This window comes from Mycobacterium sp. 141, from assembly GCF_000382405.1.
Taxonomy (GTDB): Bacteria; Actinomycetota; Actinomycetes; order Mycobacteriales; family Mycobacteriaceae; genus Mycobacterium.
Genome location: NZ_KB908267.1, coordinates 1 through 11865 on the forward strand (window position 1 = coordinate 1; position 11865 = coordinate 11865).

Below are 11865 nucleotides of genomic sequence, written 5' to 3' on the forward strand. Positions count from 1 at the left end.
GTGGTGTGCGACGTAGTCTGGGTTTCCGTTGTTTGGGTTGGTGGTGTGGATGGAAGGTGTTGGCAGGGTGAAGGTGACGGTGTTGGGGGCGAGTGGTCTTATCGGGAGTCTGTTGGTTGATCTTTTGGTTCGGGAAGGCGAGGAGGTGGTGGGGGCGTCGCGGCGCTCGGGGGTGGATGTGTGTAGTGGGGTGGGGGTGGCCAAGGCGGTGGCTGGTGCGCAGGTTTTGGTGGATGTGACGAATGCGTCGTCTTTTGATGATGAGGAGGTGATGGATTTTTTTGTGTCCTCGACCAGGAATGTGGTGGCGGCGGCGCGGGCGGCGGGGGTGGGTCATTATGTGGTGTTGTCGGTGGTGGGGGCTGATGGTTTGCCGGATAGTGGGTATTTGCGGGCGAAGGTGGCTCAGGAGCGGATTGTTGTGGGTTCGGGGTTGCCGTTCACGATTGTGCGGGCGACGCAGTTTGGGGAGTTCGCGGGGGTGATTGTGGAGTCGATGGTGGTGGAGTCTGATGCTGATGAGGATGGTGAGCATGATGTGCGGGTGCCGGATGCGTTGATTCAGCCGATTGCTGCTGATGAGGTGGCGGCGTTTTTGGCGGAGGTGGCGATTTCGTCGCCGCGTAATCATGTGGTTGATATTGGGGGGCCGGAGAAGATTTCGTTTGCTCGGTTGGCTCGGGAGGTGTTGGCTGTGCGGCATGATGATCAGCGGGTGGTGGTGGATCGGCAGGCGCGGTATTTTGGTGCGGCGTTGAAGAAGGACAGTTTGGTGACTGGGCCGGGAGCGATGATCGCCTCGATCCCCTTCTGCTAACCAGCCATTCCCCGGATCCGCTGTGTTTCAACAGTATTCGCCGGTGGCGTCACGCGAAAGGATGATCAGCTACTCCCCGGCGGGGTCAGGGTCGCGCGTCATCCGCGTCTGCGCCGTTGGAACCGTTTTACTCAGCCTGACGGCGATCCCTTCGTGCGGACAAACGCCGCCGCCGGCTGCGACCAAGGCGTCGGCAAGCGCAGCACCGACGACCACCGTGGCCACGACCACCATGGCCACAAACACTGCACCCCCGGTAGTTCCCGAGGGTGATTTCACACCTGTCACCCAGCTCGTGAACGCTGCGATCGCAGCACATCGCCTGCCCGGTGCGGTAGTCCAGATCGGACACGGCGGCAACGTGGTGTTCCGTCAGGCGTTCGGCTTCCGCAAACTGCCCGACGAGCCAGGGCTCGACGGCGAACCCGCGCCGGCCGAAGCAATGACCGAGGATACGATCTTCGACCTGGCTTCGTTGACGAAGAGCCTCGCGACCACTGTCGCCGTCCTCCAACTCTACGAACAGGGCCGCATCCAGATCGACGATTCCGTGCAGAAGTACCTGCCCGAGTTCAACCCGGCGAATGACCCGCGGCGCGCCAAGGTGACGCTGCGCATGCTGCTCACGCATACGTCAGGCATCGCCGGGGATTTGAGCCTGGACGGGCCATGGGGGCTGGACCGGGCCGACAAAGTCCAAGGCATTCACCGTGCGCTCGCCGCATGGGTGGTGTTCGATCCCGGAAAACTCTTCCACTACTGCGATATCAACTTCATCATCCTCGGCGCACTGGTCGAGAAGATCACCGGCGAAGCATTGGACGCTTATGTGCCCGACAACGTTTTTGCGCCACTGAGCATGTCGGACACCCGCTACCTTCCCGCGGACAAAGCGTGTGGACCGCACCAGATTCGCGGTACGGCAATCGCTTTCGATAAGAAGGCGCGTGCGGAAGGACCGTGCCCGGCAGACTCGTGGAGTACCGATCTCCTGGCGCGCATCGCACCGACCGCGCACGACGGCGACACTCCGGGTCTCAACCCCGACTATGGCCACCTGCTTCGTGGCACCGTCCATGACCCGACGGCGCGCCGCATGGGTGGGGTGGCAGGAAGTGCCGGGGTGTTCTCCACAGCGCAAGATGTCGGCAGGTATGCGCAGGCGCTGCTTGACGGCCTCGCCGGACGCCCAAGCCCGTTTCCGCTGAAACAATCGACCCTGGAATTGATGACGACACCGCAGCAGCCCGGGCATAACCCCGCGCAACTGAAGGCTGCCAATCAGGCCACTCGGCAAGCCATCGAAAAGAGCCCCAACACAAGGGATCCCCTGCTCGCTCCGAATTATCCGGCGATAGCCGGCCAAGACCTCCGCGGCTTCGGCTGGGACATCGATACAGAACAATCCCGGCCGCGCGGAATGATCTTTCCCATCGGCAGCTTCGGTCACACCGGCTTCACCGGCGTGACGCTGTGGATGGACCCGGGGTCAGATACCTACGTCATCGTCCTGGCGAACGTGATCCATCAGCCCGGCGGTCCTCCCGTCGTAGGACTGAGCGGTGACATTGCCACCGAGACCGCCAGAGCCCTGCATCTCTACAACGAATAGCCGGCCACACCAGATGCCACGCCGAATTTCAGCGGCTACGCTACGGGCGTGGTGCGATCCGCTTCACGACGCGAAGTCCTCAGGTACGCCGTGCTGTTCGCACCGGCGTTGGCCGTCCCAGGCGCGCTGGCGGCGACAACGGCTACACAGCGGGCATCGGCAGACGGCCTGCAACTAATCGATTTTGCCGACCGGTTGGTCCAGCCCGAGCAGATCAAGTCCGCAGGCTTCGGTGGGGCACTGGTCTACGTCTCCGAATTGCGGCCGGGTGCCACGTTCGACTTCAAACCGGTCACGCGTGACTATGCCGACGGCCTGCGAGCGGCAGGCCTGCAGATCGTCAGCTGCTACCAGTTCGGCAAGCCTGGGTGGCCAACACCATCGGATTTCACCCGCGGCTACGACGGGGGTGTGGCCGACGCCCAGACGGCGTTGGGCCTGCACACCGCGGCCGGCGGCCCCGCGTCGGCACCGATCTTTTTCAGCGTCGACGAGGATATCGACGCCGAAACGTGGAAAGCCCAGGCAGTCCAATGGTTTCGGGGAATCAACTCGGTCCTGGGGATACTTCGCACCGGAATCTACGGTGGCCGTCGCCAATGCGGCTGGGCGATCGCCGACGGTGTCATCGGATCTTCGACCAGCCCGGGCTATCGGTGGGCTTGGCAGACCAAAGCGTGGTCACGCGGCGAGCGCGAGCCGGCCGCTGTGCTCTTCCAGCGGGAGGTCGTCACCGCGTCCGCCCCTGGGTTCGTGATCGACGGCGTACACGTCGACGTGAACGACGTTCTGGCAGCCGATTTCGGCCAATGGGATCTCGCGCGATAACAGTTCGTCGGTCAGCGGAAGCGGATGTCCATCGTCGCCAGACCGAAGATCTTGCGTCCATCGGACTTCGCGGCGACGATGACGACGCCGGTGCGGGTCTCTGGGTCCAGTGCCTTGATCCGGCCGCTGAACTCGATGTCGGCGCCTTCTTTGGCCGAGACGATCGCAGGCTGCGACAGACGCACCGCATAACGGGTCACCGCCCCGGGGTCGCCCGACCAGGTGGAGACGAAACCCGCCCCCAAGCCCATGGTGAGCATGCCGTGGGCGATCACGTCGGGCAGCCCGGCAAGCTTGGCGATGTCCTCATCCCAGTGGATCGGGTTGGCGTCACCTGCCACGCCGGCATAGTTCACCAGATCGCCGCGGGATAGCCGGGTGTGATGTACGCCCAGCTCGTCACCCACCTTCACGTCATCGAAGGACGGCGTCCCCGGGGTGCGCGTCGTGCCTCCGTCGGCAATCCGCAGCTCACCCTCGGGCCGAACCGTCTTCTCATAATCGGCGTCGGATGCGCCGATTCCGGAAAAGTCCACGTCGTGCATCATCGCGTTCTGCACAGCCGCCATGGTTCCGGGATTGATGTCCTCGGCCGTGACGCCGACGACGGTGGTGTGCAGCGTGTGCACACGCTCGCCGGCAGTGTCGGTGAAGGTGTTGGTGACGGTGATGAGGTCTCGGCCGGCGACGTGGCGCACGGATGTCAGCTCGACGTCGATTTCCAGCTCGTCTCCGGCCACGATCGGGCGGTGCTGCTCGAAGACTTCTTCGGTCTGCAGATAGGTGTCGTAGCCGACGACCACCGATTCGAACATGCGCCGATTGCAGGCCATGGCGGGGGTCGACGTGAATGTCAGCGGTGCGACCAGGCCTGAATAGCCCAACTCAGCAGCGGCGGCGACGTCCCAGTGCGCAGGGTGGTAGTCCTGCACGGCACGGGCGTACTCGCGCACCTTCTCGCGGCCCACCAGGTAGGGGCCGTCCGCCCGGTAGTAATGGCCGACCCGGGATTCGAGCGTCGATGTCTCTGCTGCGGTCATGAATCTGCTCAACTTTTCTATCGGCTTGTACGCTGAGGCCGACCACAGCACACTAACGTGCGGGCTGGCGGCGATATACGCCGACGCACGTCACGCGGCATGCGGGCAGTAGGTTTGGGATGGTGTGGCTGAACGACTGGTGGCAGCACGACGTCGTCAATGGGTACAAGGGGCCGTTGCTTCTGAGCTTCGTGGCGTTCGTCGTGACTTTTCTTGCTACCCGCACGATCACGCGCTTGATCCGGGCGGGCAAGGGGCCCTTCCATAACATCAGCAGCGGTGGCGTACACATGCATCACTCGACGCCCGGCGTGCTGCTGCTCATTCTGGGAGCGTTCATGGGTGTCGGCTCGCCGCCACTGTCGGCGTGGACCTATGTGTCGGGAGTGTTGGTCGGCGTCGGTGCATCGCTCGTGCTTGACGAATTCGCGATGATCTTCCGGCTCCAAGACGTGTACTGGTCGCAGGAGGGCCAGCTGTCGGTGAACATCGTCACGCTCGCGGCGGCATGCATCGGGCTGGCGGCGGTCGGAGTGTCTCCGGTCAATATGCATGACGTGCCGGGACCGCTCAACGCCGTGCGGATGGGCGCGGTCGCGTTTCTGGTGTTCCACTTCAGCGTGGTCGCCGTCACCGCGCTGAAAGGCAAATACCCGACTGCGCTGATCGGCCTGTTTGTCTCGCCGGTCGCGTGGGTGGCCGCCATCCGGCTGGCGCGCCCCACATCGCCATGGGCGCGCTGGCGCTACGAGCCGACCAAGCTCGCGCACGCCCAACGGCGCGCTGCTGAGTTCGACCGGCGCTGGGCGCCGGTACGTCGACATTGGGACGACTTCATCGGTGGCACACCGACATCAGAGCACGCACAACAGCTGAAGCCACCTGAAGCTCCTGCCTAACGAGGTGTATTTCTGCCCGATTCGGACGGCGCCATCACAGCCTCGGGCTGACCGGTGTGCCCGCCGCCATCGCAGGGGGTTGCCGGCGACTCCGCCGCCTTTTCAGTTGCATCGGAGTGTGGATCTCGCTTGAGCCTGCGCAGGAACCATCCCACGCCTGCCACCGCCGTGGTGACGATTGCCGACCATGTTGCCCAGCTGTGAAAGATCTGCCAGACGGTGTAGCTGAATGTGCGCTTCACGTGAATCCGCAACGGAATATCGGTGTTCAAGGATCCACCTCCGTCGAGCGGAACCTGCACGTGAGCGGTCAAGACGAGCTGATCGATCGGCCTCTTCGGGGTAACCTGCCAACTCCACAGCAAGGCGATATCACGGTCTGTGGAGGCGTTACGCGCAACACTGGGCGTAACGATCGCATCGTCCGGACTCGCCGAGAGTTCCGCGGTTGTGGTCGGACCGACTCGAACCGTGCCGGCCGGTGACGCAGTCGTACCCGGCAGCACCTCGCTGACACTCTCATTCAGTTCAGGGGTGTCGCCAATGGTCAGACCGATGACGTCCGTTTGTTCCACGGCCAGCTCGTCAGGCCGGTGCCACTCTGCCTTCGCGGCAATGAGATCAGCCTGCTGTTGGTGAATCCGGCCCCAGTCGATCGAGCGTCGCGGATCATCGGGCTCTACCCGCGCGGTCGGGCCAACAGTTTTCATCGGTGACGCCACAGTCTGCGATGACGGGACAGACGCCTCGGTACCGCACGCACACGCGAACAACACAAGGCCCGAACAGATCACTACCCGGAGCATCCCGCTCCGCGTACTCGAGCCTGGCTGATGTAGCGGGATCATGCCTCAGAATGCCCACGAGCAGGTCACCAAGGCACGAGTAGCCGACTACTCGAATTCCAGGTGACGTGGCCGAACTGTGACGAAGTCTTGATCGAATCACCAACGCGCCAACATGTTCGAGGTCAGAACTACCCATACCATGACGAGGTTCAACACCAAGCGGTCATCATCAAGGGGTCAGACTGATGCGGGCGGTAATTCATTGTGTTCTCGCGTTGGCCGTAATAGCCATGGTCCTATTGGGCGGTACGGCGAACGTCGATACCGCTGCACTGCGTCTGCCGCTGAGTTCGGACATCGAATCAATTCTGCCCAGCGGAACTGTAGCCGTGGGTGTGGCACACCCGGTGATGGTGACATTCCATCGGCCGGTCGTCAGCCGGGACGCCGCTCAGCGCGCCATTGCACTCACGTCGTCGCCCGCGCGGACCGGTAGGTTCGAGTGGCTCGATGACAAAGTCGTGCAGTGGGTTCCCGACCAGTATTGGCCGGCGCACAGCACGATCAGCCTTTCGGTGGGTGGCATGCCGCTGGAATTCAAGACCGGACCGAAAGTCGTTGGAGTGGCCAGCATCTCGGAGCACACGTTCACCGTGACGATCGACGGTGAAACTCCGATCGACATGCCTGCCCCGCACCACCTGCCCCACTTCGGGGAACCGGGCGTGCTGCTGGCCTCGCTGGGGCGACCGGAGTATGCAACCCCTGTTGGCAACTACACGGTCCTGGGGAAAGACCGTTCTGTGACCATGGATTCCAGCAGTGTAGGCATACCCGTTGAAGCTCCTGACGGTTACCTCACCGAGGTGGAGTACGCAGTTCGCTTCACGCGCCGCGGGCTGTTCGTGCATTCGGCCCCGTGGGCCGTCGAGTCGATGGGCTTCGAGAATGTCAGCCACGGCTGCATCAGCCTGAGTCCGGCGGCCGCGGAATGGTATTTCAACACGGTCAACGTCGGTGATCCCATCATCGTTCAGGAATAGTCGATTGTGATCGCCTGCTACCGAACATAATTGGCTTGTCGAGCCGCACCCGCCGTGGGTCGTCCGCCGGCCTCGTGGCTCCGGATCAGCCCTGGGGGCCAGGTTGAAGCGGGACGCCCGGCGTAGGCCCGTCGGCATCGGCGGGCCGGCTGGTCGGTGCCTCCTTGCCCGTGGCCGCCCCGGCCAGGTCCGTGACCGGAGCGCCTACAGGGCCGGCTGCCGCTGCGATGGGGGCACCCGCGGCCGCAGGCACCACGGGCACCGGTGGCGCCAGTAGAACCGGTGGCACACCAGCGGGCACCACAGGTACCGGTGGGATGCCTGCCGGTACGACCGGCACCGGTGGCGCCAACGGCGCAACGACACCCGAGGCCTCGACTGCCGCCGCGGCGCATGGCGCGCCTGCCACACCCGGTGCTGCAGTTCCTGCCGCCGCGTCGAGGCACTTGTATCCGCCCGTCTTGAGCGGAGTGGCCGCTGCGTTCGGGCTCAATACCGTGACGGCTACGCAGAAGCCAGTGCTGGCAACAACTTTGACCGCGACTCGAGCAAACCTCGTCATCCCGACGCCCCCCTGATCGTGCTCTCAAATTACATTTGTGAGGAATTTGTGCAGCTGAACGGTAGAGCGGTCTGCAGGCGGCGTCCATACGTGTTGGTAATTAGTTGCGGGGTTGACATGTGCCCGAGGTGGCGCCGTGACCGCACCGATGCCGACCCGTCATCTCGACGACGGAGTGACGACGCGACTCGCGAAAACCCAGCTAACCGGCGTCGTTCGCGCGATCGGTCAGGCCGAGCCGCAGGTGTTCGCTGTGGTAGACGGCTTCGTCGAGAAGTTGGGCGACGTGGTTGTCGTAGAGGCTGTAGACGATGCTGCGGCCGGTGCGGGTGCCGGCGACTAGACCGAGATTCCGCAGCAGTCGGAGTTGATGTGAGACCAGAGATTGCTCGAGGCCGATCGCGTCGGCCAGCTCCGTCACCGAGCGTGAGCCTTGGCGAAGTTCGGTCAGGATCATCAATCGACTCGGTGTCGCGAGCGCCTGCAGCGTCGTAGCGACCTGCGCGGCGGCATCGGCGTCGAGCCGCCCGGCCGGGCGGTCACGCCCTTCGACGCCATGTCCCATGCCCCCAGTCTACTAATGCAAACGAATGAAGACATGTTCATGTGTTCTGATATTGTGCGATCAGTCGTACTGATGAACGTGTGGAGGTGATTCATGCCGGCTGTGACTCGGGCAGGGCAGCGGCCCGCCGTGGCTGCTGGCGCACATCCCAAGCGTCGAAAGATCTTTGATTTGCCCGAGATGCGCTGGGCCACAGTGGCTTTGGTCTTATTTCTGATCGGTCTGGGGATGCAGCTGGCAAACCGACCGACCTGGTCCTGGTGGATGCTCTATCTGTCCTGCTATGTCACCGGTGGATGGGAGCCGGCGCTGGCCGGGCTGCGGGCGCTGCGGGAGAAGACCCTGGACGTGGACCTGTTGATGGCGGCCGCAGCGATCGGTGCGGCCGCAATAGGACAGATCACCGATGGCGCCCTGTTGATCGTGATCTTCGCGACCTCGGGTGCGCTGGAGGCGCTGGCCACTGCCCGCACCGAGGATGCTGTGCGGAGCCTGCTGGATCTGGCACCCGAGCGCGCCACGCGGATTTCAGATGACGGTACTGAGGAGATCATCGGGGCCGGCGATCTCGAGGTGGGTGATGTCGTACTGGTCCGGCCAGGGGAGCGCGTTACGGCCGATGCCACGGTGATCGCAGGCGCCAGTGAAGTCGATCAGGCCACCATCACGGGCGAGCCCTTACCGGTGGACAAGAGTGTCGGTGACGAGGTGTTCGCCGGGACCCTCAACGGCACCGGCGTGTTACGGATCCGAGTGGACCGGCGCGCCGAACACTCGGTAGTGGCCCGGATCGCCGCGCTGGTGGAGCTGGCCAGCCAGACCAAAGCCCGCACGCAACTGTTCATCGAGAAGATCGAACAGCGCTATTCGATCGGCATGGTTGTGGTCACCGTCGCTGTGTTCGTCATCCCTCTGCTACTGGGCGACTCGTTGCGAGCTGCGCTGTTGCGTGCGATGACGTTCATGATCGTCGCATCGCCGTGTGCTGTGGTCTTGGCGACCATGCCGCCCCTCTTGGCCGCGATCGCCAATGCCGGCCGAAACGGCGTCCTGGTCAAGTCGGCAGTGGTGATGGAGCAACTCGGTACCACCAGCCGGGTCGCGTTCGACAAGACCGGGACGTTGACCCGCGGTATTCCGGAACTCGCTGAAATTCGGGTTCTGGCAGCCGGTCTGACCGATGACGACGCGGTGACCGTCGCCGCTGCGGCCGAGCATCCGAGCGAGCATCCACTGGGCGCGGCGATCGTGCGCGCCGCGAGGTCGCGAGGCCTGCGATTGCCCGACACCGTGGACTTCACCGCCCAACCGGGTCGAGGCGTCACGGCGACGGTGAACGGTGAGCACATCACGGTGGCAGCGCGGCAGGCGTTTGGGGACGGGCTTGCCGTCGGTGTGCTCGCTGAGGTCGCGTCGATGCAGCAGCGCGGGTGCACCACGGTGATCGTCGGTGTCGCACGTCGTCCCATCGCGGTGCTCGGTCTGACGGATCAGCTTCGTCCCGACGCCGCCGTTGCAGTGGCGGCGACCACCCGCTTGACCGGCCGCGCGCCGGTGCTGTTGACCGGCGACAACACGGCTGCCGCCACGCTTCTCGCCGGTCGGGTGGGGATCACCGATGTGCGGGCAGGTTTGCTTCCGCACGAAAAAGTCAGTGCCATCGGCCAATTGCAGGCCGATGGCACCAAGGTGGCGATGATCGGCGACGGTATCAACGACGCGCCTGCGCTGGCGGCCGCCGACACAGGCATAGCCATGGGCGGTGCGGGGTCGGACCTGACGCTGCAGACCGCTGATGCGGTGGTGATCGGCGATGACCTGAACGCCGTGCCGACGGTGATCGCCTTGGCCCGCCGGGCTCGCCGGGTGGTGGTGGCCAACCTTGCCATCGCAGCCACCTTCATTGCTGTGCTTGCGGTTTGGGATTTGGCGGGCACATTGCCGTTGCCGCTGGGTGTGGCCGGTCACGAAGGATCCACCATCATCGTCGGCCTGAACGGGCTGCGGCTGTTGCGGGACGGGGCATGGCATGCGGCCGGCCGTATCCCGCGCTCTGGCTACTTTCGCTCGAGCAGTTCCAGCAGATAGCTGCCGTATCCCGATTTCAGGAGGACCCGGGCGCGTGCGGCGAGCTGATCATCGTCGATGAAACCGGCTCGCCAGGCAATCTCCTCAGGCACGCCGATTTTCAGGCCCTGACGACGTTCAATGGTGCGTACGTAATCGCTGGCATCAAGGAGTGAATCGAATGTGCCGGTATCGAGCCACGCGGTCCCGCGGGGGAGTACTTCGACGGACAACCGGCCCCGGTTCAGGTACGTCTGGTTGACCTCGGTGATCTCGTACTCGCCTCGAGCCGACTTGCGGAGCGAGCGGGCGATCTCGATCACGTCATTGTCGTAGAAGTACAACCCGGGGACCGCGTAGTGGGACTTGGGTGTGGCGGGCTTCTCCTCCAGCGACAGCGGTGTTCCGTCGGCGCTGAACTCCACCACGCCGTACGCCGACGGATTGGCCACCCAGTATGCGAAAATCGCTCCACCACTGACGTTTTGGAATCGGCGCAGACTGGTGCCCAACCCCGGCCCGTAGAACACGTTGTCGCCTAAGGCGAGCATCACACTGTCATTGCCGATGTGGTCGGCACCGATCACAAAGGCCTGCGCCAGCCCGTCGGGGTCGGGCTGTACTGCGTAGCTCAGATTGATGCCGAATGCCGATCCGTCTCCGAGCAGCCGCACGAACGCTGGAGCATCGGCCGGTGTTGTGATGATCAGGATGTCACGAACGCCGGCCAGTATCAGTGTGGACAACGGGTAGTAGACGAGCGGCTTGTCGTAGACCGGAAGCAGCTGCTTGCTGACGCCCGTGGTGATCGGATGCAGCCGGGTGCCGGAGCCACCGGCGAGGATGATGCCGCGCATGTCCTTCCCCTACTTCGACGACGTGGACGCCGGGCTCACTGAGTTCGGTTGCGGTGACGATGTTTCAAGGCTGTCGCGACGCAACATGCAGGTCAGCCTATCGTGCACAAACACGATGCCCAAGTGCATGCTCCGGGTGGACCCGCCGAGGCGCGGCTTTTCGCCGCCGTCGGACTGTTGCGGTCGGTCGCGGGCTTTGGCATTCTCTGAACTGTGGACTTTTCGTATCTGTGTTGATTTCGTCGGTACCGCAGTTATTTTGGGGCTGTCCGGCAGCGTGGCCGCCCCCGGTGCGCAGGCCGAGCTCCAAAACCCGTTGATCCCATTGGTCGACGCCTCGGCGCAACGCCTTCAGACCGCGGATTCCGTCGCCGCATACAAGTACCGGACGGGTGGCGCGGTCGACGACCCGAAACGCGAGCAGCAGGTGATCGACTCCGTGACCGCGTCGGCCACGGCCAACCACATCGACCCGGCATACGTGGCCAACATCTTTCACAACCAGATCGACGCGACGAGCTCGGTGGAGTACAGCCGGTTCGCACAATGGAAAATCGATCCCGGCGCCGTGCCTGCGAACGCTCCGGATCTCGCCGACACGCGGACGACGATCGACCGGCTCAACCAGACGATGGTGCGCGAGATGGCCGCACGCTGGGACGACCTGCACGCACCGACCTGCGTGGCCGACCGCGACGCCGCGATAGCGGTCGTCACCGCATCCCGCGCACTCGACCCGGTGTATCAATCGGCGCTGGCATATGCCACACACGCGTACTGCGGATGA

Annotated in this window: 12 protein-coding genes; 7 read left to right on the top strand and 5 right to left on the bottom strand. The window is 64.0% G+C overall.

Translation table 11 applies throughout. The annotated features are described in order from the left end of the window. Window positions 1-67: 67 nt before the first annotated feature. From H276_RS0116210 to H276_RS0116220, 3 genes are all read left to right on the top strand, one after another. Entirely contained in the window at window positions 68-817 is a 750-nt protein-coding gene (locus tag H276_RS0116210; RefSeq protein WP_026357071.1) for an SDR family oxidoreductase, read from the top strand. 232 nt (window positions 818-1049) lie between these two features. Beyond that, complete coding sequence (locus tag H276_RS0116215) at window positions 1050-2429, top strand: serine hydrolase domain-containing protein (RefSeq protein ID WP_019972350.1); 1380 nt, start codon at window positions 1050-1052, stop codon at window positions 2427-2429. 48 nt (window positions 2430-2477) lie between these two features. Then, a complete protein-coding gene (locus tag H276_RS0116220; RefSeq protein ID WP_026357073.1) occupies window positions 2478-3257 on the top strand; it encodes a DUF1906 domain-containing protein in 780 nt (259 codons plus the stop codon). Between the two features lie 11 nt (window positions 3258-3268). On the opposite strand, the gene H276_RS0116225 is transcribed toward H276_RS0116220, so the two are convergent. After that, entirely contained in the window at window positions 3269-4297 is a 1029-nt protein-coding gene (locus H276_RS0116225) for a fused (3R)-hydroxyacyl-ACP dehydratase subunits HadA/HadB (protein ID WP_019972352.1), read from the bottom strand. 119 nt (window positions 4298-4416) lie between these two features. Between H276_RS0116225 and H276_RS0116235 the strand changes: the two genes are divergently transcribed. After that, window positions 4417-5196, top strand: coding sequence for a hypothetical protein (locus H276_RS0116235; RefSeq protein WP_019972354.1), 780 nt, complete (start codon window positions 4417-4419; stop codon window positions 5194-5196). Here the strand turns inward: H276_RS0116235 and H276_RS0116240 are convergent. After that, window positions 5193-5906, bottom strand: coding sequence for a hypothetical protein (locus tag H276_RS0116240; protein WP_036461223.1), 714 nt, complete (start codon window positions 5904-5906; stop codon window positions 5193-5195). The genes H276_RS0116235 and H276_RS0116240 overlap by 4 nt on opposite strands. 323 nt (window positions 5907-6229) lie before the next feature. Between H276_RS0116240 and H276_RS0116245 the strand changes: the two genes are divergently transcribed. After that, on the top strand, window positions 6230-7027 hold the full coding sequence (locus tag H276_RS0116245) for a L,D-transpeptidase family protein (RefSeq protein WP_026357074.1): 798 nt from the start codon (window positions 6230-6232) through the stop codon (window positions 7025-7027). An 85-nt stretch (window positions 7028-7112) separates the two neighbouring features. Here H276_RS0116245 and H276_RS24190 read toward each other — a convergent pair whose 3' ends face one another. Continuing rightward, on the bottom strand, window positions 7113-7589 hold the full coding sequence (locus tag H276_RS24190; protein WP_036461225.1) for a hypothetical protein: 477 nt from the start codon (window positions 7587-7589) through the stop codon (window positions 7113-7115). Between the two features lie 202 nt (window positions 7590-7791). Beyond that, on the bottom strand, window positions 7792-8154 hold the full coding sequence (locus H276_RS0116250) for a metalloregulator ArsR/SmtB family transcription factor (RefSeq protein ID WP_019972357.1): 363 nt from the start codon (window positions 8152-8154) through the stop codon (window positions 7792-7794). Between the two features lie 93 nt (window positions 8155-8247). Between H276_RS0116250 and H276_RS0116255 the strand changes: the two genes are divergently transcribed. Then, the gene (locus H276_RS0116255; protein ID WP_026357075.1) at window positions 8248-10242 is read left to right on the top strand and encodes a heavy metal translocating P-type ATPase; all 1995 of its coding nucleotides are present in this window, start codon (window positions 8248-8250) and stop codon (window positions 10240-10242) included. Here H276_RS0116255 and rfbA read toward each other — a convergent pair. Beyond that, complete coding sequence (rfbA, locus tag H276_RS0116260) at window positions 10212-11078, bottom strand: glucose-1-phosphate thymidylyltransferase RfbA (RefSeq protein WP_019972359.1); 867 nt, start codon at window positions 11076-11078, stop codon at window positions 10212-10214. The genes H276_RS0116255 and rfbA overlap by 31 nt on opposite strands. Before the next feature lie 196 nt (window positions 11079-11274). Here rfbA and H276_RS0116265 point away from each other — a divergent pair, with 196 nt between their 5' ends. Next, complete coding sequence (locus H276_RS0116265) at window positions 11275-11865, top strand: chorismate mutase (RefSeq protein WP_231376697.1); 591 nt, start codon at window positions 11275-11277, stop codon at window positions 11863-11865.

Bases quoted from the DNA above. Each gene is read 5' to 3' on its own strand.
- H276_RS24190 (WP_036461225.1), bottom strand. From the start codon at position 7,589: ATGACGAGGTTTGCTCGAGTCGCGGTCAAAGTTGTTGCCAGCACTGGC.
- H276_RS0116255 (WP_026357075.1), top strand. From the start codon at position 8,248: ATGCCGGCTGTGACTCGGGCAGGGCAGCGGCCCGCCGTGGCTGCTGGC.
- H276_RS0116250 (WP_019972357.1), bottom strand. From the start codon at position 8,154: ATGGGACATGGCGTCGAAGGGCGTGACCGCCCGGCCGGGCGGCTCGAC.
- H276_RS0116215 (WP_019972350.1), top strand. From the start codon at position 1,050: ATGGCCACAAACACTGCACCCCCGGTAGTTCCCGAGGGTGATTTCACA.
- H276_RS0116225 (WP_019972352.1), bottom strand. From the start codon at position 4,297: ATGACCGCAGCAGAGACATCGACGCTCGAATCCCGGGTCGGCCATTAC.
- H276_RS0116245 (WP_026357074.1), top strand. From the start codon at position 6,230: ATGCGGGCGGTAATTCATTGTGTTCTCGCGTTGGCCGTAATAGCCATG.
- H276_RS0116240 (WP_036461223.1), bottom strand. From the start codon at position 5,906: ATGAAAACTGTTGGCCCGACCGCGCGGGTAGAGCCCGATGATCCGCGA.
- rfbA (WP_019972359.1), bottom strand. From the start codon at position 11,078: ATGCGCGGCATCATCCTCGCCGGTGGCTCCGGCACCCGGCTGCATCCG.
- H276_RS0116235 (WP_019972354.1), top strand. From the start codon at position 4,417: ATGGTGTGGCTGAACGACTGGTGGCAGCACGACGTCGTCAATGGGTAC.